Annotated in this window: 17 protein-coding genes; 5 read left to right on the forward strand and 12 right to left on the reverse strand. The window is 66.0% G+C overall.

The features are described 5' to 3' along the window. Positions 1 to 2 precede the first annotated feature (2 nt). Positions 3 to 2,201, reverse strand: coding sequence for an OsmC domain/YcaO domain-containing protein (locus HS968_RS06710; RefSeq protein WP_182370672.1), 2,199 nt, complete (start codon positions 2,199 to 2,201; stop codon positions 3 to 5). 244 nt (positions 2,202 to 2,445) lie between these two features. Here HS968_RS06710 and HS968_RS06715 point away from each other — a divergent pair, with 244 nt between their 5' ends. Beyond that, the gene (locus HS968_RS06715) at positions 2,446 to 5,193 is read left to right on the forward strand and encodes an autotransporter family protein (RefSeq protein WP_182370673.1); all 2,748 of its coding nucleotides are present in this window, start codon (positions 2,446 to 2,448) and stop codon (positions 5,191 to 5,193) included. Between the two features lie 16 nt (positions 5,194 to 5,209). Here the strand turns inward: HS968_RS06715 and HS968_RS06720 are convergent, their stop codons facing one another. Beyond that, positions 5,210 to 6,280, reverse strand: coding sequence for an ATP-binding protein (locus tag HS968_RS06720; protein ID WP_182370674.1), 1,071 nt, complete (start codon positions 6,278 to 6,280; stop codon positions 5,210 to 5,212). After that, positions 6,277 to 7,011: a response regulator gene (locus tag HS968_RS06725; RefSeq protein WP_182370675.1), complete on the reverse strand. Its 735-nt coding sequence runs from the start codon at positions 7,009 to 7,011 to the stop codon at positions 6,277 to 6,279. The genes HS968_RS06720 and HS968_RS06725 overlap by 4 nt, the downstream gene beginning before the upstream one ends. 161 nt (positions 7,012 to 7,172) lie before the next feature. On the opposite strand from HS968_RS06725, the gene HS968_RS06730 reads away from it, so the two are divergent. From HS968_RS06730 to HS968_RS06745, 4 genes are read left to right on the forward strand one after another with little or no spacing between them, the layout of a single operon-like run. Beyond that, positions 7,173 to 8,327 (forward strand): efflux RND transporter periplasmic adaptor subunit, encoded by a 1,155-nt coding sequence (locus tag HS968_RS06730; RefSeq protein ID WP_182370676.1) that lies wholly within the window; start codon positions 7,173 to 7,175, stop codon positions 8,325 to 8,327. 16 nt (positions 8,328 to 8,343) lie between these two features. Next, positions 8,344 to 11,484 carry a multidrug efflux RND transporter permease subunit gene (locus HS968_RS06735; RefSeq protein ID WP_182370677.1) on the forward strand — a complete coding sequence of 1,047 codons (3,141 nt, stop codon included), beginning with the start codon at positions 8,344 to 8,346 and terminating at the stop codon, positions 11,482 to 11,484. Between the two features lie 2 nt (positions 11,485 to 11,486). Continuing rightward, complete coding sequence (locus tag HS968_RS06740; RefSeq protein ID WP_182370678.1) at positions 11,487 to 12,932, forward strand: efflux transporter outer membrane subunit; 1,446 nt, start codon at positions 11,487 to 11,489, stop codon at positions 12,930 to 12,932. 31 nt (positions 12,933 to 12,963) lie between these two features. Beyond that, a complete protein-coding gene (locus HS968_RS06745; RefSeq protein WP_182370679.1) occupies positions 12,964 to 14,484 on the forward strand; it encodes an MFS transporter in 1,521 nt (506 codons plus the stop codon). A gap of 51 nt (positions 14,485 to 14,535) precedes the next feature. On the opposite strand, the gene HS968_RS06750 is transcribed toward HS968_RS06745, so the two are convergent. The 9 genes from HS968_RS06750 to HS968_RS06790 form a co-directional block, all read right to left on the reverse strand. Continuing rightward, positions 14,536 to 16,308: an acyl-CoA dehydrogenase C-terminal domain-containing protein gene (locus HS968_RS06750; RefSeq protein WP_182370680.1), complete on the reverse strand. Its 1,773-nt coding sequence runs from the start codon at positions 16,306 to 16,308 to the stop codon at positions 14,536 to 14,538. 93 nt (positions 16,309 to 16,401) lie between these two features. Further along, positions 16,402 to 17,421, reverse strand: coding sequence for a zinc-dependent alcohol dehydrogenase family protein (locus HS968_RS06755; RefSeq protein WP_182370681.1), 1,020 nt, complete (start codon positions 17,419 to 17,421; stop codon positions 16,402 to 16,404). After that, a complete protein-coding gene (locus tag HS968_RS06760; RefSeq protein ID WP_182370682.1) occupies positions 17,418 to 19,280 on the reverse strand; it encodes a sigma 54-interacting transcriptional regulator in 1,863 nt (620 codons plus the stop codon). The genes HS968_RS06755 and HS968_RS06760 overlap by 4 nt, the downstream gene beginning before the upstream one ends. 63 nt (positions 19,281 to 19,343) lie before the next feature. Next, positions 19,344 to 19,982 carry a 3-isopropylmalate dehydratase small subunit gene (gene leuD, locus HS968_RS06765; protein WP_182370683.1) on the reverse strand — a complete coding sequence of 213 codons (639 nt, stop codon included), beginning with the start codon at positions 19,980 to 19,982 and terminating at the stop codon, positions 19,344 to 19,346. Positions 19,983 to 19,984: 2 nt separating this feature from the next. Then, positions 19,985 to 21,400 (reverse strand): 3-isopropylmalate dehydratase large subunit, encoded by a 1,416-nt coding sequence (leuC, locus tag HS968_RS06770; RefSeq protein WP_182370684.1) that lies wholly within the window; start codon positions 21,398 to 21,400, stop codon positions 19,985 to 19,987. Positions 21,401 to 21,468: 68 nt separating this feature from the next. After that, a complete protein-coding gene (locus HS968_RS06775; protein ID WP_182370685.1) occupies positions 21,469 to 21,846 on the reverse strand; it encodes a hypothetical protein in 378 nt (125 codons plus the stop codon). After that, positions 21,830 to 22,420: an isochorismatase family protein gene (locus HS968_RS06780; RefSeq protein ID WP_182370686.1), complete on the reverse strand. Its 591-nt coding sequence runs from the start codon at positions 22,418 to 22,420 to the stop codon at positions 21,830 to 21,832. The genes HS968_RS06775 and HS968_RS06780 overlap by 17 nt, the downstream gene beginning before the upstream one ends. A gap of 9 nt (positions 22,421 to 22,429) precedes the next feature. After that, positions 22,430 to 24,283, reverse strand: coding sequence for a hydantoinase B/oxoprolinase family protein (locus HS968_RS06785; protein ID WP_182370687.1), 1,854 nt, complete (start codon positions 24,281 to 24,283; stop codon positions 22,430 to 22,432). 5 nt (positions 24,284 to 24,288) lie between these two features. Next, the gene (locus HS968_RS06790) at positions 24,289 to 26,355 is read right to left on the reverse strand and encodes a hydantoinase/oxoprolinase family protein (protein WP_182370688.1); all 2,067 of its coding nucleotides are present in this window, start codon (positions 26,353 to 26,355) and stop codon (positions 24,289 to 24,291) included. Between the last annotated feature and the right edge of the window lie 23 nt (positions 26,356 to 26,378).

Below are 26,378 nucleotides of genomic sequence, written 5' to 3' on the forward strand. Positions count from 1 at the left end.
GTTCAGCCGGCCAACCCCGCCGCCCTGGCGCGTGCGGCGTGCAGCTTCTTGTAGCTGTCGATCAGGCGCAGGTGTTTGTCCAGCCCTTCCAGCTTCATGCTGGTCGGCGTCAGGCCAAAGAAGCGCACGCTACCGTCCACCGAGCCGATTGCGGCATCGAAGCGCTCGCTGCCGAACATGCGGCGGAAGTTGTGCTCGAAGTTGGCCAGCTCCAGCTCGTCGTCCAGCTGTACTTCCAGCACGGCATTCACTGCCTGGTAGAACAGGCCACGCTCGACGGTGTTGTCGTTGTACTGCAGGAAGGCCTCGACCAGCTCCTTGGCGTCGTCGTATTTCTTCAGCGCCAGGTTGATCAGCAGTTTCAGTTCGAGGATGGTCAGCTGGCCCCACACCGTGTTGTCGTCGAACTCGACGCCGATCAGCGTGGTGATGTCGGTGTAGTCGTCGACCTCGGTGTTGTTGAGGTTGCGCAGCAGCGACTTGAGTTCGCGGTCGCTGAGGGCGTGCAGGTTGAGGATGTCCTTGCGAAACAGCAGCGCCTTGTTGGTGTTGTCCCAGACCAAGTCTTCGACCGGATAGATCTCCGAGTAGCCGGGCACGAGGATGCGGCAGGCGTTGGCGCCGAGGTCGTCGTAGGTGGCCACGTAGACCTCCTTGCCCATGTCCTCGAGGATGGCGAACAGGGTCGCGGCTTCCTGCTCGTTGGAGTCGCTGCCTTCGCCGGAGAAATCCCACTCGACGAATTCGAAGTCCGGCGTGGCGCCGAAGAAGCGCCACGACACCACGCCGCTGGAGTCGATGAAGTGCTCGACGAAGTTGTTCGGCTCGGTCAGCGCCAGGCTGTCGAAGGTCGGCTGCGGCAGGTCGTTGAGGCCCTCGAAGCTGCGGCCCTGCAGCAGCTCGGTGAGGCTGCGTTCCAGCGCCACTTCCAGGCTCGGATGGGCGCCGAAGGAGGCGAACACGCCGCCGGTGCGCGGGTTCATCAGGGTCACGCACATCACCGGGAATTCACCGCCGAGGGAGGCATCCTTGACCAGCACCGGGAAGCCTTGCTCCTCCAGACCCTGGATACCGGCGACGATGCCCGGGTACTTGGCCAGCACCTCTTGCGGCACGTCCGGCAGGCACAGCTCGCCTTCGAGGATTTCGCGTTTCACCGCGCGCTCGAAGATCTCCGACAGGCACTGCACCTGGGCTTCGGCCAGGGTGTTGCCGGCGCTCATGCCGTTGGACAGGTACAGGTTCTCGATCAGGTTGGACGGGAAATACACCGTCTCGCCATCGCCCTGGCGCACGAAGGGCAGCGAACAGATACCGCGCAGGGTGTTGCCCGAGTTGGTGTCGTACAGGTGCGAGCCGCGCAGCTCGCCATCCGGGTTGTAGATGGCCAGGCAGTGCGCGTCGAGGATTTCCTCGGGCAGCGCGTCCTTCGGGCCCGGCTTGAACCAGCGCTCGTTGGGGTAATGGACGAACTCGGCAGCGGCGATGTCCTCGCCCCAGAACTGGTCGTTGTAGAAGAAGTTGCAGTTCAGCCGCTCGATGAACTCGCCCAGGGCCGAGGCCAGGGCGCTCTCCTTGGTCGATCCCTTGCCGTTGGTGAAGCACAGGTTCGACTGCGCGTCGCGGATATGCAGCGACCAGACGTTGGGCACGATGTTGCGCCAGGAGGCGATTTCGATCTTCATCCCGAGATCCGCGAGGATGCCCGACATGCTGGCGATGGTCTGCTCCAGCGGCAGGTCCTTGCCCGGGATGTAGGTGGTGGTATCGGACACCGGCATCAGCAGCGCCTGGGCATCGGCGTCGAGGTTTTCCACTTCCTCGATGATGAACTCGGGGCCCTGCTGCACCACCTTTTTCACGGTGCAGCGGTCGATGGAGCGCAGAATCCCCAGGCGATCCTTCTCGGAAATGTCCGCCGGCAGCTCGACCTGGATCTTGAAGATCTGTGCGTAGCGGTTTTCCGGATCGACGATGTTGTTCTGTGACAGGCGGATGTTCTCGGTGGGGATGTCCCGCGTCTGGCAGTACAGCTTGACGAAGTACGCCGCGCACAGCGCCGAGGAGGCCAGGAAATAGTCGAACGGCCCCGGCGCCGAGCCGTCGCCCTTGTAGCGGATCGGCTGATCGGCGATCACCGTGAAGTCGTCGAACTTGGCCTCAAGGCGCAGGTTGTCGAGAAAGTTGACCTTGATTTCCATTGGGCAGTACCAGCGAGCGAAACAAAATGGCCGCCATTATCCGGGTTTTCGCCAGGGTGTGCTGGGTCGGATGAATATGCCGCAATCGCTGAGGGAACTATGACCGATTGGCATCAGCCAGTTCGCGATACAAGGAATGATGTTCTATAAAACCTACAGCTGATTCAGCCGCGTTACACAGTGAGCCCAGATGCTGCCAGGCGAACCGGGTGGACGACTTATAACGACATAAGGAAATTGCGCCATGAAGTACAGCGCTGCAGCGTTCCCGCTTCGCCACTCCCTGATTCTCTCCGCCGCGATTGCCGCCTGTATCTGGGGCGCAGACAGTGCCCGGCTGGCGAGTGCGCAAGTGACCTTCACGGGTGACGTGAACCCCACGCCGCCGCCTGGCACTGACTGGGTCGTTGGCGGCGATCTTGTCGTGGGTGATGGTGCTGCTGGAACCTTGCTTATCGATGCCGGTGGAACCGTCAGCGGTACCGTAGATGCCTATATCGGCAACTTCGACAGCGGCACGGTGACCGTCCAGGGGGCGGACGGTGCAGGCAATGCTTCCACCTGGACGATAGACGGTGAGACCTATATCGGCGTCGAGACGGGCAGCACTGGCCGGCTGGATATCCTCGATGGTGGCGTGGTGAGTAGCGATGGCGGCGTTTCGGTCGGTCGAGAGGTTGGCAGTACCGGCAACGTCACGGTCTCGGGGGCCGGCTCCTTGTGGGACGCCAGGTCGGCTGCGAATCCCAGCCCCAGTTTTCAGATCGGTGTCGGTGGCGTTGGCACGCTGGATATCAACGATGGCGGCGTGGTGCGCAGCCAGCAGGGGGTGATCGGTGTCATTGCTGGTGGCGATGGCCGTGTCACCGTCAACGGTCTTGGGTCGAGTTGGGCGCCGCTCGACAACATCTATGTCGGTTTCGAGGGCACGGGTCTGCTGCAGGTCGAGGACGGTGCCGCGGTCAGTACCGAGCAGGCCGGCGGTGGCGCTGCGACCATTTATATTGGCTATTACGCTGGCAGTGACGGCACGGTGAGCGTATCGAGCACCACGGGCGATGTCTCGACGCTGAGCGCGACCGACGACCTGCGGGTGGGCGTCGAGGGCAGTGGCTCTATTTCGATCGACAGCGGCGGCCTGGTGCAGATCGCCGACAACGTGCATATCGCCGATACCGCCACCAGCAGTGGCACGCTGCAGCTCAACGGCAGCGCCGCCGGGCGTGGTGTTCTTGAAACCGGAGCAGTGATCGCCGGGCTGGGCACGGTCGACCTCGATCTCGATGGCGGGATTTTGCGCGCCAACCGCAACGAGAGCGACTTTCTGAGAAACTTCACGGCGGTATTGGCCGTCGGCGCGGAAGGCGCCTGGATCGATAGCAACAGCTATGACATTGGCATCGACACGGCCTTTTCCGGCACCTCGACTTTCAACAAGCTGGGCACGGGCACGCTGACTCTCACTGGCAACAGCGCCACCTTTACCGGTGATGTGTTGGCCCAGGCAGGCACCCTGCAGGTCGATGGCACTCTTGGCGGCACCATGGATGTGCTGGCAGGGGCGCGTCTTACCGGTATTGGCCAGGTCGGCATCACCACCAACCGCGGGGTGATCGCTCCGGGGCAACCAGGCAGCCTGGGGACGCTGACGATTGCCGGGGATTACACGCCAGCCGGTGGCAGCATCGAAATCCGCACCCAGCTGGGCGACGACAGTTCGCCGACCGACCGTCTGGTGATCACCGGCTCCACCTCCGGCAGCACACCCATCACCGTCATCAACGTTGGTGGTACCGGTGCACAGACCACCGAAGGGATCAGGATCATCGAGGTCGGTGGCGCATCCAACGGCGTATTCACCCTGGCGAGCAGCACGACCTACGAAGGCGACCCGGCGGTGGTGGCCGGGGCCTACGCCTATCGCCTGTATCAGGGCGGTGTATCCACGCCCCTGGATGGCGACTGGTACCTGCGCTCGGTCATTCAGAACACCTCCGCACCGCCCGGCACGCCGCTCTACCAGCCGGGCGTGCCCAGCTACGAGGCCTATCCGCAGATTCTGCTCGGCCTCAATGGCGTGTCGACGCTGTATCAACGCGTGGGCAATCGCCTGTGGGAGGAGGGCAGTGCAGTGTCGTCGGCCGAGGAGGCCGGTGGTCGTTTCACCACCCCGAGTGGCGTCTGGATACGGGTGGAAGGCGGGCACAACCGTGTCGATCCGCAGCGTTCGACCTCCGGCAGCGAGTATCGCTACGACATGACCAGAACGCAGATCGGTGTCGATGCGCTGCTGCTGCAGAACGCTGGCGGCCACCTCGTTGGCGGCGTTTCCTTGCATTACGTCAACGGCAGCGCTGACACCCGGTGGCGCTATGGCGCGGGTGACTATGGCTCTGGCGACATATCCACCGATGGCTATGGGCTTGGCGCCACGCTGACGTGGTATGGCAACGACGGCTTCTATGTCGATGGCACCGTGCAGGCGACCTGGTACGACAGCGACCTGTCAGCGCGTCCGGTGCGTGGCCTGGTCAGCGACAACGATGCCTTCGGCTACGCGTTCTCGCTGGAAAGCGGCAAGCGCATCACCCTGGAGCGCGGCTGGGTCATTACCCCACAGGCCCAGGTGACCTATTCGAAGGTGCGCTTCGACAGCTTCAGCGATGTATTCGGCGCCTCGGTTCGCCCCGGTCGTGATGACAGCCTGCAAGGGCGTGTGGGCGTCAGCCTGGAGCGTCAATTCGACGCTACACGTCTCTACACCGTCGCCAATCTGTACAACGAGTTTCTCGACGGTACCTCGGTGCGTGTCGACGAACAGGTGTTCCGCAGTCGCGACGACCGCGTGCGGGCCGGCATCGGCTTCGGTGGTTCGCATGACTGGGATGGCGGCAAGTACTCGCTCTACGGTGAAGGCAACTTCACCCGCAGCCTGGCCAACAGCGACTCCTACGGCTATGGCGCCACGGTCGGTTTTCGTGTGAGGTGGTGAGCGCGAGCGGCAATTTCTACTCGGGCCTTTGCAACGGCCAGCTCAACACGAAGCGGCTGCCTCCGTTCCCTGACGCCTGACAGTACGCCTGCCCGCCATGCGCCTCGGCGATGGCTTTGACCACGGCCAGGCCGAGGCCGCTGCCGCCGCTCTTGCGCGAGCGCGACGGGTCGCCACGGCGAAAGGCTTCGAAGATATCGGCGGCCAGGGCGCTGTCGATGCCGGGGCCGTCGTCCTCCACGCTCAGTTGGCAATCGTCGCCGACCTGCTCCAGACGCACTCGCAGGTTGCCCGGATCGGCATGGCGCAGGGCGTTTTCCAGCAGCGCCATCAGCGCCTGGCGGATGCGCACGGCATCGCATTCCACCTGCAGCCCGGCGTCCAGTTCCCGCTGCAGGTGAAAGCCTTTGTCCGCCAGCGGTGTGGCGAACGCCTGTAGCACGCTGGCCAGCTCATCGGCCAGGCGCACGCTGACCCGTTGCACTTCCAGGTGGCCGCTGTCGTTGAGGCTCAGCACGCGCAGGTCTTCGATCAGGTGGTTGAGGCCTTCGACCTGGCGCAGCAGGCCTTCGAACAGCTCGGCGCTGGGGCTGAACACGCCTTCGGCCAGGCCTTGCAGGCGACCACGCAGGATGGTCACCGGGGTGCGCAGTTCGTGGGCGATGGCGGCGTTCCAGAATTCGCGCTCGCGGGTCATGCTTTGCAGGCGCTCGGCCATGGCGTTGAAGTCGCGCACCAGTTGCGCCGTTTCGCCCATGGCCTGTTCGTCCAGTGGGGCGCGTGCATCGAGCTTGCCTTGAGCCACTTCGCGCAGGCTGTGCGCCACTGCGTTCAGCGGAGAAATCAGCCGTCGCGACAGGCGTACGGCGACGAAGACCGCCATGCCCAGGGCTACGATGATGGTGCAACCGATCCAGATCATCTCCACCCGTGAGGGCATCCAGGTTTCGGAGATGCTGCCCGGCATGTAGGCCACGGCGATGGCGTAGAACACGTAGGAACCGAACACCGCGATGAAGATGATCCCCAGTGCCATTACCGCCAGGGACAGGATGATCTGCCGGCGCAGCCCCGGTGTCGGTTTCATGGTTCGGCGCCGAAGCGATAGCCCACGCCCCAGACGCTGGTCGGCACGCCCTGGATGTCGAGGGCTTCGAGCTTCTTGCGCAGCTTGCTGACGTGGCTGTCCACGGTGCGCTCCTGGGTGTCGCCCTCGGGCAGGCAGCTTTCCAGCAGTTCGGCGCGGCTGAACGCCCGTTTCGGCGCGCGCATCAGGCAGGCCAGCAGCTTGAACTCGGTCAGGGTCAGTTCCAGCGTCTGCGCCTGGCCATCACGAAAGACGCTGGCCTCATGGTTGTCCAGATCGATCTGGAACATGCCGACGCGCAGCATCTGCGAGGCGGTGGGGACACTGGCCCGTGTACGTCGCAGCACTGCCTGCACCCGCGCCACCACCTCGGCCGGGTTGAAGGGTTTGACCACGTAGTCGTCAGCGCCCAGGCGCAGCCCCATCAGCTTGTCGATGTCCTGGTCTAGGGCGGTGAGCATGATCACCGGGGTATCGCCGCGGGAGCGGATTTCGCTGAGTACCTTCCAGCCATCGACGACGGGCATCTGCACGTCGAGCAGCAGCAAGTCGGGCTTGAGCGTCTGGTGCAGGGCCAGGGCCTGCTGGCCATCGCTGGCGTGCTGGGTGCGCAGGCCGCTGCGTTGCAGGTAGGCGATGAGGATGTCGGCGATCTCGGCTTCGTCCTCGGCGATCAGCACCAGTGCCGGCGCGGAGGAGGCGGGGCTGGTGCGTGCGTGGGAATCGGACATGGACTGGCTCGCAGACGGTGGCGCTGAATGTTATCGCGGCCTCCATGCTTTCTCCACAAAGCCTCGAATCATTCGCAACAGCGCTGTTCCAGACTGCAGCCTCGATCAGCTCCCGGTCGCCATCAGGCCAGCGGAGCGCAGTGGGTAACGAGGAGTGGGTCATGGGCAGCAAACAACGGCATCTGGACATCGTGCTCGCAGGGCTTGCCGTACTCGGACTGGCAGGGTGCGACTCGGCGCCAGAGCAAGCGCAAGCAGGCGCACCGCTACAAGTGTCGGTGTTGACACTTGAGGCGCAGGAACTGGCGGTCAGTGAGGATCTGCCGGCGCGTGTGGCCGCTGTGCGCAGCGCCGAGATTCGCGCGCAGATCGGTGGCATCGTGCAACGCCGCCTGTTTGAGCAGGGCGCCGAGATCGAGGCCGGTGCCGTGCTGTTCCAGATCAACCCGGCGCCGTTCAAGGCTGAAGTCGACAGCGCTGCCGCTGCCTTGCAGCGTGCCGAGGCGACCCTGGCGCGTGCGCGTGTGCAGGCCGAGCGCCTGAGCCCGCTGGTGCAGGCCGAGGCGGTCAGTCGCCAGGTGTATGACGACGCTGTGGCGCAGCGCGAGCAGGCCGCCGCTGATGTCGCCCAGGCTCGTGCGACGCTGGCGCGGCGCAAGCTGGATTTGCAGTTCGCGAGCGTCGAGGCGCCGATTGCCGGGCGCATCGACCAGGCGCTGGTCAGCGAGGGTGCGCTGGTATCGCCCACCGATGCCACACCCCTGGCGCGTATCCAGCAGATCGACCAGGTGTACGTCGACGTGCGCCAGTCCGCCTCAAGGCTGGAGGCGCTGCGCCAGCAGGCCGGTTCGGCGGCACCGGAGCTGAACGTCGACATCCTCGGCAGTGACGGCAAGCCGCTGGGCATGCGCGGGCGCATCCTGTTCTCCGGCATCGAGGTGGATGCCGGCACCGGCGACGTACTGCTGCGCGTACTGGTGGATAACCCGCAACGCCGTCTGCTGCCCGGCCTCTACGTGCAGGCGCGGATTCCCCGTGCGCATTACCCCGCGGCCCTCAGCGTGCCGCAGCAGGCTGTGACCCGTACGGCAGGCCAGGCCAGCGTGTGGGTGGTCGATGCCCAGGGCCAGGTTCAGCCGGTGCCCATCGAACTCGGTGAGCTGGTCGAGCGCCATTACCGCGTGGTGTCCGGGCTCAGTGCCGGGCAGCAGGTGGTGGTCGAGGGCATCGAACGCCTGAGCCCTGACGCCCAGGTCGCCACGCGCCCCTGGCAGCCCGCCGCCAACGGCGAACGCCTCAGCGCCGCCGTGCGCTGAGTTCGGAGATAACCGCATGCCGCAGTTCTTCATCAACCGCCCGGTGTTCGCCTGGGTGATCGCCCTGTTCATCGTGCTGGTCGGCGTCATCGCCATCCCGCAATTGCCCATCGCCCGCTACCCGTCGGTGGCGCCGCCCTCGGTAACCCTCTACGCCACCTACCCGGGTGCCACCCCGCAGACGCTCAACGACTCGGTAGTGAGCCTGGTCGAGCGCGAGCTGTCGGGGGTGAAGAACCTGCTGTACTTCGAGTCCTCGGTGGACACCTCGGGTACCGCGCAGATCACCGCCACCTTCAAGCCGGGCACCGACGCCGAGCTGGCCCAGGTGGACGTGCAGAACCGCATCAAGGCGGTCGAGCCGCGCCTGCCCCAGGCCGTGCGGCAGAACGGTGTGCAGGTGGAATCCGCCGCCTCGGGCTTTCTGATGATGGTTGGCATGACCTCACCCAACGGCCAGTACGACGAAGTGGCGTTGAACGACTACCTGGCGCGCAATATCGTTCAGGAGCTGCGCCGCATCGACGGCGTGGGGCGCGTGCAACTGTTCGGCGCCGAGCAGGCCATGCGCGTCTGGGTCGACCCGAACAAGCTCACCGCCTATGGCCTGACGATGAACGAGCTGGCCCAGGCCATCGAGCAGCAGAACGCGCAGATCGCCCCCGGTCGGGTCGGCGACGAGCCGGCGTTGCTGGGCCAGCGCCTGACCGTGCCGCTGACCGTGCAGGGGCAATTGAGCACGCCGGAGCAGTTCGCTGCCGTGGTGCTGCGCGCCGGCGCCGATGGCGCCAGGGTGGTGCTCGGCGACGTGGCGCGGGTCGAACTGGGCGCACAGTCCTACGCTTTTTCCAACCGCGAGAACGGCGTGGCGGCGACCAGTGCCGCCATCCAGCTGTCGCCCGGTGCCAATGCCGTGCGCACCGCCTCGGCCGTGCGTGAGCGCCTGGCCGAGCTGGCGCCGAGCATGCCGGCCGGCATGGCCTACTCGGTGCCGTTCGACACCGCGCCCTTCGTCAAGGTGTCCATCGAAAAGGTGATCTACACCCTGTTCGAGGCCATGGCGCTGGTGTTCCTGGTGATGTTCCTGTTCCTGCAGAACCTGCGCTACACGCTGATCCCGGCCATCGTCGCGCCCATCGCGCTGCTCGGCACCTTCGCGGTGATGTTGCTGGCCGGGTTCTCGATCAACTCGCTGACCATGTTCGGCATGGTGCTGGCCATCGGCATCATCGTCGACGACGCCATCGTGGTAGTGGAGAACGTCGAGCGGCTGATGGCCGCCCAGGGGCTTTCGCCGAAACAAGCGACTGTGCAGGCGATGCGGGAGATCACCGGGGCGATCATCGGTATCACCCTGGTGCTCACTGCCGTGTTCATTCCCATGGCCTTCGGCAGCGGTTCGGTGGGGGTGATCTACCAGCAGTTCACCCTGTCGATGGCGGTGTCGATCCTGTTCTCGGCCTTCCTTGCGCTGACCCTGACGCCGGCGCTGTGCGCCACGCTGCTGCGCCCGGTGAGCACGGATCATCATGCAACACGCGGCTTCTTCGGTGCCTTCAACCGGGGCTTCGAGCGCCTCACGGCGAGCTATGGGGCGCGGGTGGCGCGCCTGGTCGGGCGCAGCGGGCGAATGATGGCGGCCTTCGCCGTGCTCTGCGCTGTGCTGGCCGTTGCTGCCGCGCAGTTGCCGTCGGCTTTTTTGCCCGAGGAAGATCAGGGCTACTTCATGACCTCCATCCAGTTGCCCACCGGCGCTACCAGCGAACGCACGATGGCGGTGGTCAAGGCCTACGAGGCCCACGTGGCCTCGCGTCCGGGGCTGGACGCCAACCTGGTGGTGTTGGGCTTCAGTTTCGCCGGCTCCGGCCCCAACGCGGCCATGGCCTTCACCATGCTCAAGGACTGGGATCAGCGCGAGGGCGCCACGGCCGCCGAAGAAGCCGCACTGGCGCAGCAGGCCATGGCGGATAACGTCGAAGGCACGGTGATGAGCCTGATGCCGCCGGCCATCGACGAGCTGGGTACCTCCTCGGGTTTCACCCTGTTCCTGCAGGATCGCGCCAATCGTGGCGAGGCCGAGTTGTTGGCGGCGCAGGCTCGATTGCTGGAGCTGGCGGCGCAGAGCGAGGTGGTCAGCGACGTCTACCCCGATGGCCTGCCGCCCGGCGAGAGAATCCGCCTGGAGATCGACCGGCAGAAGGCCGAGGCCATGGGCCTGTCCTTCGCGTCCGTGAGCAGTACTCTGTCGGCGGCCATGGGTTCGCTGTACGTCAACGATTTTCCCAATGCCGGGCGCATGCAGCAGGTCATCCTGCAGGCCGACGCCCCGGCGCGTATGCAGCTGGACGACGTGCTCGGCCTGCGCGTGCGCAACACCAGCGGCGGCATGGTGGCGCTGCACGAGGTGGTGACGCCGGTGTGGAGCGAGTCGCCGCAGCAGATGATGCGCTTCCAGGGCTTTCCCGCCGTACGTATCGCTGGCGGCGCCGCTGCCGGTGTGTCCAGCGGTGCGGCGATGGCCGAGATGGAGCGCCTGGTGGCGCAGTTGCCGCAAGGCTTCGCCGTGGCCTGGACGGGGCAGTCGTTGCAGGAGCGCCAGTCGGCAGCGCAGGCGCCACTGCTGATGCTGCTCTCGGCACTGGTGGTGTTCCTGGTGCTGGCGGCGCTGTACGAGAGCTGGTCGATCCCGCTGTCGGTGATGCTGGTGGTGCCGCTGGGCCTGCTCGGTGCGGTGGCCGCGGTGATGCTGCGCGGCATGCCCAACGACGTGTTCTTCAAGGTGGGGATGATCACCATCATCGGCCTGTCGGCGAAGAACGCCATCCTCATCGTCGAGTTCGCCCGCCAGTTGCATGCCGAGGGGCGCTCGCTAGTGGACGCCGCGGTGACCGCTGCGCGCCTGCGCCTGCGGCCGATCCTGATGACGTCGCTGGCCTTCACCCTCGGTGTGGTGCCGCTGATGCTCGCTTCCGGCGCCAGTGCCGAAACCCAGCATGCCATCGGCACCGGGGTGTTCGGCGGCATGCTCAGCGGCACCCTGCTGGCGGTGTTCTTCGTGCCGGCCTTCTTCGTGTTCGTGATGGGGCTGCAGGAACGCTTCCAGCTCTGGCGCTCGCGCCGTATCCCTGGCTTACCGCAGCTCGGTGAGGAGAAATGATCATGCGTTCGTTCGTGGTAATCGTTCTGGTCGGCCTTCTGTCGGCCTGCTCGTTGACGCCGAAGCTGGAGCGCCCGGCGCCACCGGTGCCGGCCAGCTTCCCCGATGTGGGCCATGCCGCCATGACACAAGGTGGCATCGTGCCCGCCAGCGCAATGGGCTGGCGCACGATGTTCGCCGACCCGCAGTTGCAGCGGCTGATCGAACTGGCCCTGGTGCATAACCGCGACTTGCGCCTGGCCGCGCTGAATGTGGAAGCAGCGCGCTCGATGTTCAATATCCAGGAGTCCACGCGGCTGCCGTCGGTGTCGCTCGACGCCAGCCACACGCGCGAGCGCGCCCTGGCGCAGGGCAATAGCGGCGAGTCGCGCCGCGAGGTGAATCGCCAGGTCGCCGTGAACGTCGGCACCAGCGCTTTCGAGCTGGATCTGTTCGGCCGTGTACGCTCGCTTTCCGATGCCGCGCTGGCCCGTTACCTGGCCAGCGAGCAGGGCCGCGATGCAGCGCAGATCACTCTGGTCGGCGCGGTGGCCGAGGCCTACTTCGCCCAGCGCCTGGCTGACGAACAACTGCAACTGGCCGAACGCACGCTGGCCGATTGGCAACAGTCGCTGGAGCTGGCGCGCCTGCTAAAACAGTCTGAGCAGAACAGCAGTCTGGACGTGGCCCAGGCTGAAGGGCAGGTGGCCCTGGCCGAAGCCGACCTGGAGGCGCGCCGTCGCGCCCTGGCGCAGGCGGACAACGCCCTGCAATTGCTGGTGGGTAGCGAGTTGCCGGGCGACCTGTCCGCTGGCTTGCCGTTGGAGCGTCAGTCGGTGATCGCGCAATTACCGGCCGGGTTGCCGGCTGACCTGCTGCTGAACCGGCCGGATCTGCGCCAGGCCGAGCAGATGCTGGTGGCCGCCAATGCCGATATCGGCGCGGCACGGGCGGCGTTCTTCCCGCAGATCTCCCTGACCGCGTCGTTCGGTTACGCCAGCACCTCGCTCGGTGGCCTGTTCGACCCGAGCCGCCAGGTCTGGCGCTTCACGCCGCAGATCTCGCAACCGTTGTTTCAGGCCGGGCGGCTGCGTGCCGAACTTCGCCTGGCCAAGGTGCGCAAATCCGAGGCGGTGGCCCAGTACGAGCGGGCCATCCAGACGGCCTTCCGCGAGGTGGCCGATGCGCTGGCCGGCACGGCCACCTTCGACCTCCAGATCGAGGCGCAACTGCGCGCGGTGACCGCTGCCGAACGGCGCCTGGAACTATCCGACCTGCGCTACCGCGCGGGTGTCGACGGTCGCCTGGAACTGCTCGATGCCCAACGCCAGTTGCAGGCCGCGCGGCAGGCGCTGCTGGAGCTGCGTCGTGCGGAAATCGCCAACCGGGTGGCGTTGTTCAAGTCACTGGGTGGCGGCCTGGGCGAGCGCGACATCACCAAGATTGCCGCTGTCACGGCGGCTCAGTAGAGTCCATTCGATTTTGCCCACGAGTCCGTTCATGTTCGCTGTCATTCCCCGTCGCTGGCTGATCCTGCTGGCCGTCATGCTGGCCTTCCTGCCGGTGGTCATCGACATGACCATCCTGCACATCGCCGTGCCTTCGCTGACCCTGGCGCTCGGCGCATCGGCCACCGAGGTGCTGTGGATCATCGATATCTATCCACTGCTGATGGCGGGGCTGCTGGTGCCCATGGGCACCCTGGCCGACCGCATCGGCAACCGCCGCGTGTTGCTCACCGGCCTGGTGGTGTTCGGCATCGCTTCGTTGCTGGCGGCCTTCGCGCCGAATCCGGCGCTGCTCATCGCTGCACGGGTGCTGCTGGCCCTCGGCGGTTCGATGATCATGCCGTGCGTGCTGGGCATCATCCGCCGTACCTTCGAGGATGAAGACGAGCGCGCCATGGCCCTCGGGCTGTGGGGGATGGTCGGTGCGGCCGGCGCGGCGCTCGGGCCACTGATCGGCGGGGCGCTGCTGGAGCACTTCTGGTGGGGCTCGGCGTTCTTGATCAACGTGCCGATCATGCTGGTGGTCGCGCCGCTGGTGTTCCTGCTGTTGCCGCGTAGCGAAGAAACCACGCCCGGCACCTGGGCTTTGGGCCAGGCGCTGCTGCTGATCGCCGGCATGCTGGCGCTGGTGTATGGCATCAAGGCTGCCGTCGGCGCTACGCAGCCGCTGGGCGTGGCACTGCTGATGGCGCTGCTGGGGTTCGCGCTGCTGAGCGTTTTCGTGCGCCTGCAACTGCGCTCGGCGACGCCCATGCTCGACCTGTCGCTGTTCTCGCGTCCGGCGATCCTGGCCGGGATCATCATGGCGGTGGTGGCCATCGGCGCATTGGCCGGGGTCGAGCTGACCCTGGCGCAGGAGCTGCAGTACGTGCTGGGCAAGACGCCTCTTGAGGCCGGTATCTTCATGATCCCGATCATGGCCGCGGCCGCCGTCGGTGGCCCGGTGGCCGGCTACCTGTCCAACCTCTGCGGCCTGCGCCTGGTGTCCAGTGCGTCGCTGGGCTTGTCCGCCGTGGCCCTGGCCTTTCTGGCCCTGGCCGATTTCCACCAGCCCGGTTTCGGCGTGCCGGCGATGCTGGCGCTACTGGGCCTGACCCTGAGCATCGGCCTGACGGCTTCGTCCATCGCCATCATGGGCTCGGTGGAGGCCAGCAAGGGCGGCGCAGCCGGCTCGCTGGAAGCCACCGCCTACGAACTGGGCACGGGCCTGGGCATCACCTTCTTCGGCGTGTTCATGAGCAGCGTGTTCCGTCACAGCATCGTGCTCGACGCCGAATTGGCAGCACCATTAGCCGAACGTGCCGCGCGTTCCATTGGCGACAGCTACTTGGTCGCCAAGGGGCTGGCCGAACCGCAGGCCAGCGCGCTGATCGAGGCGGCCAAGGCAGCCTTCTCGGACACTCACTCGACCTTGCTGCTGACCTCGGCGACGATGGTCGGCGTGCTCGCGGTGGTGGTGTTCTTCATGCTCAGCGGGTACCGCAAGGCTGAGGCTGTTCATGAGTCCGGGTAGGACGTGTGCAACCCGCCGGCTTGGCGGTGGCGGGTTGCACCCGCCCTACGTTTAGAACTGCTCGGCAGCCAGGCCGTACAACGGCTGGCTGCCGGCGCGGATGCTCGCTTCCAGGCTCAGGGTGCGCGGCAGCAGGCGGGTGAAGAAGAACTCGGCAGTAGCCAATTTGCCGCTGTAGAAGGCTTCGTCCTCGCTGTGCTTGCCCTGCGCCACGGCCGCCATGCGCGCCCACATGTAGGCGTAGGCGACATAGCCGAACAGGTGCAGGTACTCCACCGAAGCGGCGCCGACCGAGTTGGGATCGGCCTTAGCCTGTTCCAGCAGCCAACCGCTGACCGCTTCCAGACGTTCCAGCGCTTCCACCAGGCGATCACCGTAGGGCGACTCGTTTGCGTGGGCGAAGTCGCGAACTTCGCCGGCGAACAGACGTAACGCGGCGCCGCCATTGGCCACCACTTTGCGCCCCAGCAGGTCGAGTGCCTGGATGCCGTTGGTGCCTTCGTAGATCTGTGCGATGCGCACGTCGCGTACCAGTTGTTCCTGGCCCCACTCGCGGATATAGCCGTGGCCGCCGAAGACTTGTTGGCCGTGCACGCAGGCCTCCAGGCCGTTATCGGTGAAGAAGGCCTTGGCGATGGGGGTGAGCAGGGCGACCAGGGCTTCGGCGTTCTGCCGCTCGCTGGTGTCCTCGGCGTACTTGGCCAAGTCAAGTTGCTGGCCGACGTAGCAGGCGAAGGCGCGACCGCCCTCGTTCAGTGCCTTCATGGTCAGCAGCATGCGGCGCACGTCGGCGTGCACGATGATCGGGTCGGCGACCTTGTCCTGATTGACCGGGCCGGTGGCGGCGCGGCTCTGGATACGTTCGCGGGCGTAGGCCACCGCTGACTGGTAGGACGCCTCGGCGCAGCCGATACCCTGAATGCCGATGGATAGGCGCTCGTAGTTCATCATGGTGAACATCGCCGCCAGGCCCTTGTTGACCTCGCCGATCAGATAGCCGGTGGCGCCGTCGAAGTTCATCACGCAGGTGGCTGATGCCTTGATGCCCATCTTGTGCTCGATGGAGCCGCAGCTCACCGCATTGCGTGCGCCCAGGCCGCCATCGGGGTTCACCATCACCTTGGGCACCAGAAACAGCGAGATGCCTTTCGGCCCGGCTGGGGCATCCGGCAATTTGGCCAGCACCAGGTGGATGATGTTCTCGGTCAGATCCTGCTCGCCGCCAGTGATAAAGATCTTGCTGCCGGTGACCTTATAGCTGCCGTTGGCCTGCGGCTCGGCGCGGGTTCTGATGATGCCCAAGTCGGTGCCCGCGTGGGCCTCGGTCAGGCACATGGAACCGGCCCAGCGACCTTCGTACATCGGCGGCAGGTAGGTGGTTTTCAGGTCTTCGCTGGCGTGGGCGTCGATGGCCAGGCAGGCCCCGGAACTCAGCGCCGAATACAAGGCGAAGCTGGAACCGGCTGCATAGAGCATTTCCTCGAAGGCCACGGCGAGCATCTTGGGCATGCCCATGCCGCCGTACTGCGGGTTACCGGAAAGGCCTACCCAACCGCCTTCGGTGTAGGTGGCGTAGGCCTCGCGGAAACCGGCTGGGGTGCGCACATCGCCGTCGACCCACTGCGCGCCTTCCTCGTCACCGCTGCGGTTGAGCGGGGCGATCAGGCCGCCAGTGACCTTGGCGGCTTCTTCGAGGATGGCGTCGGCGGTGTCGGCATCGACGGTTTCCGCCAGGGCCGGTAGGCGCGCCCACAGCGCGGGAGCCTGGAAGACTTCATGGAGGACGAAGCGCATGTCGCGCAGCGGGGCGTTGAATTCAGGCATGACCAATCACTCGCAAGGAAAAGGCGTGGAAAAGGGCGCCCGAACGGCATCGTGCGGGCGATTTCTGTTTGTTGAGGTGAGCTGGCGCGGCACCTAATCGGCGGTGATGCGCAGCACCACCTTGCCGAAATGCCGGCCCGACTGCAGATGCGCCAGGGCGGCAGGCAGATCGAGCCAGTCGTGCACGCTGTCGAGCAGCGGGCGCAGGCCGTTGGCCTCGATGGCGCGGTTCATCGATTCGAACGACTGCCGCGGGCCAACGGCGATACCGCGCACGCGGGCATTGCGCTGCAGGATCAGCAGTGGATTGATCTCGCCCTGTTGGCCGCCCAGGTAACCGATCACATTGATCTGACCGCTGGGGCGCAAGGACAGCAGTGACTGCACGAAGCTGCGCGGGCCGCCGACTTCCAGCACGTGGTCGACGCCGTGGCCGTCGGTGATGGCCATGACCTGTTCATGCCAGTCAGGCGTGCTGCGGTAGTTGATCAGCCCCGTGGCACCGAGCGCTTGCAGGCGTTGCAGCTTGTCATCCTGGCTGGAACTGACGATCACCCTGGCGCCGTGCAGCAATGCGAATTGCAGGGCGAACAGCGACACGCCGCCGGTGCCTTGCAGCAGCACCCAGTCGCCGGCTTTGATCTGCCCTTCGGTAACCAGTGCCTGCCAGGCCGTCAGTGCGGCGCAGGGCAGGGTGGCGGCCTCTTCCCAGGACAGGTGTGCGGGGCAGGGCACCACGCCACGTTCATCGAGCAGCACGTATTCGCTGAGCATGCCGTCGAGCGGGCCGCCCAGCGGCAGGGCACCGGCGTTATCGCCCAGGCGCCCGCCTTCCCACCCCTGCCAGAAGCAGCCGATCACCCGCTCGCCGGGTTTGACGCGGGTGACCGCTGCGCCGACCTCGACCACTTCGCCAGCCCCGTCGGAGAGCAGGGTGAAGGCATGCTGCGGCTGGCCCTGGTAAGTGCCGCTGGCCATTTCCAGATCACGATAGTTGAGCGCCGCCGCGTGTACCTTGATCAGCATCTGTTGCGGGCCGGGTGTGGGGCGCGGTAGATCGATCAGGCGCAGGGCGCTGAGGCCGAAGGGCGGGGTGGCCTGCCAGGCTTTCATGCGTGGTGCTCTCCAGGTTGCAGACGTTTCAGGCGCCGCCACAGGGTGGTCTGGCTGATGCCCAGGTATTCGGCGGCCATGCTCTTGTTACCACCGAAGAGTTGCAGCGCCTTGACGATTTCCTCCTGCTCGACGTGATGCAGGTGCCCGCCCTGTTCGCCCTCGCCGAGCGGTGCGTAGAGTTCCGGTACCACCCGTGGCAGGGCTTCGAGTAGCGCTTCGCAACTGCCGTACATGCGCTGCGAGACGATCAGCCGTTCCACCACGTTCTCCAGTTGGCGCACGTTGCCCGGCCAGTGATAGCGGCGAAACACCGCGGCCACGCCCTTTATCAGGGCATCCGGCTCCACCTCCAGGGCGTAGCGCAGGCCTTCGCGGCGCATCAGGTAGCTGGTCAGCACGGGGATGTCCTCGACCCGTTCGCGCAGCGGCGGGATATGCACGGCGAAGGTGCTGATGCGGTAGTAGAGGTCTTCGCGGAAGCGCCCGGCGCGCACCTCGTCCATCAGGTCGACGTTGCATGCGGCGACGAACTTGATGTTCAGCGAGATCGGCCGCCGCGAGCCGACCGGGCTCACCTCGCGCTCCTGCAGCACGCGCAGCAGCTTGGCCTGCTGCGGCATGGGCAGCGAGTTGATCTCGTCCATGAAGAAGGTGCCGTTGTTGGCGCTTTCCAGCAGGCCGGATTTGCCGCCGCTCTTGGCGCTGGTGAAGGCGCCCTCGGCGTAGCCGAACAGCTCCGACTCGAACAGCTCGGCCGGGATCGCCGCGCAGTTGATCGCCACGAACGGGCCCTTGGCATTGGCGCTGGAGACATGCACCTGGCGCGCCGCCAGCTCCTTGCCGGTACCGGTTTCACCGCGGATCAGCACTGTGCCCGGCGTGGCGCCGTAGACGTTGAGCTGGTTCTGCACCTCGGCCATGCGGCTGGACTGGAACACCAGGCGGCGCCCGTCGTCCTGCGGGATGGCCAGTGGGCTGAGCTGAAAACTGTAGAGAAAACCCACCACTTCGCCGTCGAGTTCGAACGGCTGCTTGTTCAGGCTGCACAGGCGGTCGCCCAGCAGCAGGCCTTCTGCACGCAGGCTCTGGGCGTCGAGCATCTTGCCGTCGAGTACGCCTTCCAGGCGCCGGCGCCGGCCGAGGGTGGGGATCAGGCTATTGGCGGCGCTGTTCCAGGCCACCACCGCGCCACTGCGGTTGGTCAGGATCTGCGGCTGCTGGTTCTGTTCCAGCAGGAACTGGCCAATGGCGGCGTGCTGTTGCTCGCGCTTGTGCTGGCCAGCCTGGCGAATCGCTTTGCGCAGCAGGTTGCGGCACGACTCGCGCGAGTACAGCAGCACCGACTGCAGCCCGGCGTACTCGGCCAGGTCGCAGGCATAGCTGGAGCCGATGACCACGCCGAAGCCTTCGTTGCGCACGCTGTGGAAGATCTCCTTGGCGTGTTCGGCGGTGCTGTAGGTGTGGTGGGTGAGTTCGACACCGTCGAACAGGCTGAGCAGCTCGACGTTGGTTTCCTGCCGCTCGTAGGTCAGCAGCAGGATTTTCGGGGAAATGCGCCTTGCGGTGAGCACGGCCTGGATCAGGTCGGCCTGCTCCACCTTCAGCGCCAGCACCGGGATGGGCAGGGTGTCCTGCAGGTAGAAGGCGTTGGCCCCCGCACTGATGAAGATGTCCACCTGTTGCCGTTCGATCAGGTCGCGTGCTGCCTTGACTGCATCGTTGAAGATGTTGTCGATGATGGTGATGCTGGCCAGAGCCTCGAACTCCGGGATCAGGCTATGCACCACCTGGCTGAGCTTCGAGTTGCCGATCAGGCAGATGCGAACCCGGTCGAGTTCCGCGTTGGCGAATTCCACGGTTTTAACCCTCTTGTCGTTATGGCGTGCAGGGGCTTGGTTTCGGCGCGTGGCCGTTGTCGCTCAACAACGGAAAAGCCAGGGCTCACTGAGCCGGCGACGTGCTTCGTAGGCGCTGATGCGTTCTGCGTAGCAGAGGCTTTCACCTACCTCGTCGAGGCCCTTGAGCAGGCGCTGGCGACGTCCTTCGTCGAGCTCGAAACACCATACCCCGCCGGCAACCGAAAGCAAGCGACGTTCCACGTCTACCTCGGCCTGCAGGCCCGGCTGTGCCTGGGCCAGGGCGAACAGCTCGTCGACCGCCGGCTGCTCCAGCTGCAGAGGCAATACACCGTTGTTGAAGCAGTTGTTGCGGAAGATATCGCCGAAGCTCGGGGCGATGACCACCCGCACCCCAAAATCGCGCAGAGCCCAGACCGCGTGCTCACGACTGGAGCCGCAGCCGAAGTTGGCCTGCGCCAGCGCCACGCTGCCCTGACGGTAGGGCGCCTGGTTGAGGATGCAGGCCGGGTTCTCGCGGCGCTTGTCCAGAGGCGTGTCGATCTCGCCCGGATCGAGGTAGCGCTCGTCGTCGAACAGGAAGGCGCCGAAACCTGAGGCTTCGAGGCTCTTGAGGTACTGCTTGGGCAGCAGCATGTCGGTGTCGATGTTGGCCCGGTTGAGCGGGATGATGATGCCCTGGTGGGTGATCAGTGGCTGCATGCTCATAGGTTCCTGAAGTCGATCAGTTCACCGGCCACGGCTGCGGCGGCCGCCATGGTCGGCGACAGCAGATGGGTGCGGCCACCCTTGCCCTGGCGGCCCTCGAAATTGCGGTTGGAGGTGGCCGCGCAGCGCTCGCCGGGGCTCAGCCGATCCGCGTTCATGCCCAGACACATGGAGCAGCCGGGGGCTCGCCACTCGAAGCCGGCCGCCTTGAAGATGCGATCCAGGCCTTCGCGCTCGGCCTGCAGGCGCACCAGTCCAGAGCCTGGCACCACCAGTGCCTGACGAATGCGTTCGTGCACACGGCGGCCACGCAGCGCTTCGGCGGCGGCGCGCAGGTCTTCGATGCGCGCGTTGGTGCAGGAGCCGATGAAGATGCGATCCAGCGGCACGCCGGCCAGTGCCTGACCCGGTCGCAGATCCATATAGGCCAGGGCGCGCTCCCAGTCCTGACGTTGCAGGGCGTCACGGGCCATATCCAGGGTCGGCACATGGCCGTTGATCGGCATGACCATTTCCGGCGATGTACCCCAGGTGACCTGCGGGCGAACCTTCTCGGCCTGGATCGTCAGCTCCTGATCGAAGCGTGCGTCGGCATCGGAATGCAGCGTCTCGCGCCAGTAGGTGATGGCCGCATCCCAGTGCTCTGGCGTAGGCGCCAGTGGGCGGCCACGCACGTAGCGCTCGGTAATCTGGTCATAGGCGATCAGCCCGACACGTGCGCCGGCCTCGATGCTCATGTTGCACAGGGTCATGCGCGCCTCCATCGACAGCGCCTCGATGACCGAGCCGCAGAACTCGATGGCATGCCCGCTGCCGCCGGCGCTGCCGATCTGGCCGATGATGTACAGCGCCAGATCCTTGGCCGTGACGCCGGTGGTCAGGGTGCCCTCGACGCGGATGCGGTAATTCTTCAGCTTTCGGCTGCGCAGGGTCTGCGTGGCCAGCACATGCTCCACCTCACTGCTGCCGATGCCGTGGGCCAGCGCGGCGAAGGCGCCGTGGGTGGCTGTGTGCGAGTCGCCGCAGACCAGGGTCATGCCCGGCAGGGTCAGGCCCTGCTCGGGGCCGACCACATGGACGATGCCCTGGCGCATGTCGTCGAGGGCGAACAGCGGGATGCCGAACTCGCGACTGTTGCTTTCCAGCACAGCGATCTGCTGGCGGGCGATGCGGTCGCTGACGCCGCCCAGGCCCTGCTCGCGGCCCAGGGTCGGGACGTTGTGATCGGGGGTGGCCAGGCTGGTGTCCACGCGCCAGGGCTTTCGTCCGGCCAGGCGCAGGTTGGAGAAGGCCTGCGGCGACGTCACTTCGTGCAGCAGGTGCCGATCGATATAGAGCAGGGTCGAGCCATCGGGCAGATCCTCCACGCGATGACGATCCCAGAGTTTGTCGTAGAGCGTTTGTGCTCCCACGGTGATTACCTCGGCAGTAGAAAAGGGCGGTTCTTCGAACAGGTTCTTGTAAGGTTGTTGTCGTTCGCTCAGCGCCGTGAAGGTGTCCAGGGCACCCAGCGGTACAGTTCGTTGCCGCTCTGATCGGCGACCCGGTAGCCGCAGTAGCTGTCCAGGCGCCCGCCGGCCTTGGGCTGGATGATGCAATAGGGCTTCTCACAGGCGTCCTCGTCCTGGCCGGCTGCCTGCAAGGCCTGGCGCGCTTGCGCCAGGCCCTGGTCGAGCGAGGCGACGCGCTGGCCATCGAGCCGCGCGACGTTGGCCTGGAAGTGGCCGACCCAGGCATCGACGAACGCCGTGCACAGGGCACCGTTCGCCTCGCCTGCCCGCTGCGCAGCCTGCTGTGGTGCCGTCGCCGAACAGCCGGCGACGGCTACCAGCGCCAGGGCGCTAACCCAGCAGCGCAAGGCAGTCCTCCAGATCGCGCACATCCGCGTACTTGATCTGCAGATCACGCAGGTTGGCCTGGTGCGCCTGCGCGTCACGATCACCCACGGCCTGTTCCGGCAGTAGCACGCGGAACTCGTGCTGCAGCGCGTCCAGCGCGGTCGCCCGCACGCAGCCGCTGGTAGTCAGGCCGGTGACCATCACGCCATCGACCCCGGCATCGTGCAGGCGCAGCGCCAGGTCGGTACCGAAGAAGGCGCTGGCCCAGAATTTCACCAGCACCGGCTCGCCTTCCTGCGGCGCCAGGCGTGGGTCGATGCGCACCAGTTCTGAGCCGGCCGCCAGCACGTTCAGCGCCGGAATCTTTTCGCGGAAGACCCGCGCCTGGCTCGGGTCGTCATAGGCCACGGTGGTGAAGATCACCGGCCAGCCTCGCTGGCGAAAGGCTTCCAGTAACTTGCTGTTGGCTTCGATGACCGCCGGGCATTCGCTGGCCAGCGGGCTTTTCGTCGGATCGGTGAAGCCGACCGAGAGATCCACCAGCACCAGCGCATAGCGCTGGGCCGGGGACAGGGAACGTGAATCCAGAGCCATGGCGATTCCTCAGCTCCAGGACGGCGTGGTCGGTGCCGGCAGGCCGGTTTCGGCCAGGCAGCGTGCCTTGAGTTCGTCCAGGGTGCCGCCGCGATCGAACAGTTCGATCTCGCCGCGCTCGGCTGCCATGACCTCGCGCAGGGCGCGGGTGGCGTTCTCGTCCACGGCGTCCAGAGTGATGACCACGCCATAGCGGCTTGCACCGTCGACGCTGACCAGGCCCTTGCGCACATCACTGAGCACCTGGGCCGGGTCACGTTGCAGCGGGTCGCCCCAGCCGCCACCGCCCCAGGTGTCGAACAGCACCAGATCGCCAGCCTTGACCTGGATGTTATCGCACTTGGCCGGCAGCATCTGCCGGGTGCCATCGGCGCGGATCAGTTCCTTGCGGCTGCGCTTGCCCGGTGCGCCGCCGTTGACGCCCCAGGGGTAGGTCAGCCAGCGGTCGTCGTGGATCGACACTTCGCCGTCGACCAGTAGCCGGTAGGCCACGCGCAGGCCATTGCCGCCACGGTGCAGGCCGGCACCGCCGGAGTCGGCCAGGGTTTCGTAGGTTTCGATGCGCAGCGGGAAGTACGCTTCGACGAACTCGTTGGGCACGTTGGTGAAGCCCGGCCACAACGAGTGACCGTCCGGGCCGTCCCCCACCGGCCGGCCCGGAATGCCGCCGAAGCCGATCTGGAACAGCTGGAACCATTCGCCCTGCTGGTCGTAGCCCGAGTACATGAAGTGCGGCGAGTCGGAGAAGCCGGCGGCGTTCATCGCCTGCGGCGTACCCTGGCCGAGCAGCCCGCCCATCATGTCGAAGATGCGTCCCAGCAGGTGGGTACGGCAGGACAGGGCGGCCGGGAAGTTCGGCTTGAGGATCGAGCCCTGCGGAATGCGCACCTCGACCAGGTCGTAGAAACCGTCGTTGAGCAGGATCGCCGGGTCGAACAGGCTGATGGTCAGCGCGCCGAAGAAGATCTTGAACATCTCCTCGTTGAGGTAGAAGTTGACCGAGGAGGGCGCCTGCGGGTCGGTGCCCTCGAAGTCGAAGATCGCCTTGTCGCCCTCGCGCCACAGTGCGCAGCGCAGGGTATAGGGGCCGAGGCCGGCGCCGTCGTCGCAGATGTAGTCCTCGAATACCTGGCGGTGTTCGGGTACCACGCGGCCGATCACTTCCCTCATCGCCCGATGGGTGCGTTCGAGCATTTCCTGCTGGGCGCTGTAGAACACGTCGTCCCCGAAGCGCTCGGCCAGTTCGACGCAGCGTTTGCCGGCGGTGCGGCAGGCGGCGACGATGGCGTTGAGGTCGGAGCGGTTCCAGCGCGGCATGCGCACGTTGTGCAGGATGACGTCGAGCATGTCGCTGTTCATCTCGCCACGGCGATACAGCTTCACCGGCGGGATGCGAATGCCTTCTTCCCAGATCGAACTGGCGTTGGTCGGCAGGCTGCCCGGCACCTTGCCGCCGACGTCGGACATATGGCCGAACATGGCTGCGTAGTTGATCACCCGGCCGTTCTTGAAGATCGGCATCAGCACCAGCCAGTCCGGCAGGTGGCTGACCGCGCCGCTGCACAGGTACGGGTCGTTGGTGAGGAACACGTCGCCTTCCTCGATCTCGCCCTCGTAGCTGCGCAGGAAGCCGCTGATGAACGAGCCGAACTGGCCGACGATCATCTTGCCTTCGCTGGTGGCGATCATCGGGAAGGCGTCGCCCTGTTCGCGAATGCCGGGGCTCATGGCGGTGCGGAAGAGCACCGCGTCCATCTCGTTACGGGCGTTGCCCAGGGCGTTCTCGACGATGTCGATGGTGATGCCGTCGACATCGACGCGCTGGAACGGATTGCTGTTTTCTTGTTTGATGCGCGCAACCATGACGCTTACTCCTGATGGCCCAGCGGGCGGATCAACAGATTGCCGACGCGGTCTACGGCCGCTTCGTAACCCGGAAGAACGAGGGTGGTGGAGTCCATCTCCATGACGATGGCCGGCCCCGGCACGACTAGCCCCGGACTCAGCTTGCCGCGTGCATAGAGCGCCGCGTCGTAGTCCTGGCCGGCGTAGTGCACCGGGGTCTGCCCGACCTGCGCCTCGGCGAGGCTGCTGCCGGCGCTTTCGAAGGCACGCTCGGTGATCTCCGGGCGTGGTGCGCGGGCGATGGCACGCAGGTTGACCAGTTCATGGGCTTCGCTGAGGGCGAAGGTGAACAGTTGCTCGTGCTCGGCATCGAAGGCGGCGGTGATGGCCTGCATACCGGTGCGGGTCAGTTCGTCCGGGTCGATATCCAGGGTCAGCAACAGCGCCTGGCCCTGGTAGCGCACGTCGGCCTGCCAGGTCAGTTGCTGCACCTCGGCCGGGATGTCCTGCGCGGCCAGCGAGCTGCGCACGCTGTCGCCGAGTTGCTGGAGAATCTGCGCCACTTCCTCGACGCTGATATCGCTGACACGGCGTACCAGCGAGCGCGAGGCCTCGTCCTTGACGCGGGTGGTGGCATCGCCGTAGGCGCAGAGCACGCCCGGGCCTGGCGGGATGATCACTGGCCAGGCGTTCATCAGGATGCCCAGGGCGTTGGCGTGCAGCGGGCCGGCGCCGCCGAAGCCGCACAGGGCGAAGTCGCGCGGGTCGTAACCCTGCTCGACGCTGATCAGGCGCAGGGCACCGAACATGTGTTCGTTGGCGATGCGCACGATGCCTTCGGCGGCCTCGAACAGCGATACGCCCATGGCATCGGCGGTGGCCTGTACTGCGGCGGTGGCCAGATCCTTGCGCACCTGGAAGTCGCCACCGAGCTTCTGCTCGGCCGGCAGGTAGCCCAGCACCACGTTGGCGTCGGTCACGGTGGCCACGGTACCGCCCTTGTTGTAGGCCGCAGGGCCTGGCACGGCGCCGGCGCTTTCCGGGCCGACGCGCAAGGCGCGGGTCAGCTCCGGCACCGAGGCCATGGAGCCGCCGCCGGCGCCGATGGTGCGCACGTCGACCGAGGGCGCACGTACTGCCACATCACCCACACGGGTTTCGCGGCGAATGCGTGCCTGGTTGTTGTCGATCAATGCCACGTCGGTGGAGGTGCCGCCGACGTCGAAGGTCAGCACCTTGCTGAAGCCGCCGCGCGAGCAGAACCAGATCGCCCCGGCCACGCCGCCGGCAGGGCCCGAGAGCAGCAGGTTGACCGGCGTGCTGGCTGCCGACTGGCTGGTGGCCAGGCCACCGTCGGAGCGCAGGATGGACAGCTGCACGTCCGGGCGCAGGCGGCTGCACAGCTCGCCTTGCAGGTGTTCCAGATAATTCGCCACTTCCGGGCGCACGTAGCTGTTGACCACGGTGGTTTCGGTGCGCTCGTACTCCTGCATTTCCGGCACCACTTCCGAGGACAGCGACACCGGCACGCCGGGCATCACTTCACGGGCGATGTCGTGGATCGCCTGTTCGTGCACGCCACTGGCGTAGGCGTTGACCAGGCTGATGGTCAGCGCTTCGATACCGGCTTCCTTGAGACGCAGCAGGTCGGCGCGAATCGCCTCGCGATCCAGCTCGCGCACCACGGCGCCGTGGGTGTCGATGCGTTCGTCGGCTTCGACGGTCAGTTCCAGCGGGGCGAGCAGTTCGCCCTTGTTGAAGGTCACCCAGCCGCCGAGGCCGCCAGGCACGAAGGAGCGGGCGATATGCAGCACCTGCTTGTAGCCCATGGTGGTCACCAGGCCGACCTTGGCGCCGCGGCGGGTCAGGATGGCGTTGGTCGCGACCGTGGTGCCGTGCATCACCGAGCGGATTTCGGACGGCTCGACGCCCGAGGTCTGGCAGATCTTCTCGATGCCGTTGAGCACCGCGATGGAGGGATTGTGCGGCGTGGAAGGCACCTTGGCGGTGTAGCTGTCACCCGTGACATCGTTGATCAGGAGCAGGTCAGTAAAGGTTCCGCCTACATCAACACCCAAACGAAAACTCATGTTGCCTCCAAGCACTTTCTTGG

Origin of the sequence: Pseudomonas berkeleyensis (genome assembly GCF_014109765.1) — a bacterium.
GTDB classification, from domain to species: Bacteria; Pseudomonadota; Gammaproteobacteria; order Pseudomonadales; family Pseudomonadaceae; genus Aquipseudomonas; species Aquipseudomonas berkeleyensis.

What these genes read in the sequence shown, in the direction of transcription:
- HS968_RS06720 (WP_182370674.1), bottom strand. Translation starts at nt 6,280, where the DNA reads ATGAAACCGACACCGGGGCTGCGCCGGCAGATCATCCTGTCCCTGGCG.
- HS968_RS06780 (WP_182370686.1), bottom strand. Translation starts at nt 22,420, where the DNA reads ATGGCTCTGGATTCACGTTCCCTGTCCCCGGCCCAGCGCTATGCGCTG.
- HS968_RS06715 (WP_182370673.1), top strand. Translation starts at nt 2,446, where the DNA reads ATGAAGTACAGCGCTGCAGCGTTCCCGCTTCGCCACTCCCTGATTCTC.
- HS968_RS06710 (WP_182370672.1), bottom strand. Translation starts at nt 2,201, where the DNA reads ATGGAAATCAAGGTCAACTTTCTCGACAACCTGCGCCTTGAGGCCAAG.
- HS968_RS06790 (WP_182370688.1), bottom strand. Translation starts at nt 26,355, where the DNA reads ATGAGTTTTCGTTTGGGTGTTGATGTAGGCGGAACCTTTACTGACCTG.
- HS968_RS06755 (WP_182370681.1), bottom strand. Translation starts at nt 17,421, where the DNA reads ATGAAAGCCTGGCAGGCCACCCCGCCCTTCGGCCTCAGCGCCCTGCGC.
- HS968_RS06735 (WP_182370677.1), top strand. Translation starts at nt 8,344, where the DNA reads ATGCCGCAGTTCTTCATCAACCGCCCGGTGTTCGCCTGGGTGATCGCC.
- HS968_RS06725 (WP_182370675.1), bottom strand. Translation starts at nt 7,011, where the DNA reads ATGTCCGATTCCCACGCACGCACCAGCCCCGCCTCCTCCGCGCCGGCA.
- HS968_RS06730 (WP_182370676.1), top strand. Translation starts at nt 7,173, where the DNA reads ATGGGCAGCAAACAACGGCATCTGGACATCGTGCTCGCAGGGCTTGCC.
- HS968_RS06740 (WP_182370678.1), top strand. Translation starts at nt 11,487, where the DNA reads ATGCGTTCGTTCGTGGTAATCGTTCTGGTCGGCCTTCTGTCGGCCTGC.
- HS968_RS06785 (WP_182370687.1), bottom strand. Translation starts at nt 24,283, where the DNA reads ATGGTTGCGCGCATCAAACAAGAAAACAGCAATCCGTTCCAGCGCGTC.
- HS968_RS06745 (WP_182370679.1), top strand. Translation starts at nt 12,964, where the DNA reads ATGTTCGCTGTCATTCCCCGTCGCTGGCTGATCCTGCTGGCCGTCATG.
- leuD (WP_182370683.1), bottom strand. Translation starts at nt 19,982, where the DNA reads ATGCAGCCACTGATCACCCACCAGGGCATCATCATCCCGCTCAACCGG.
- HS968_RS06750 (WP_182370680.1), bottom strand. Translation starts at nt 16,308, where the DNA reads ATGCCTGAATTCAACGCCCCGCTGCGCGACATGCGCTTCGTCCTCCAT.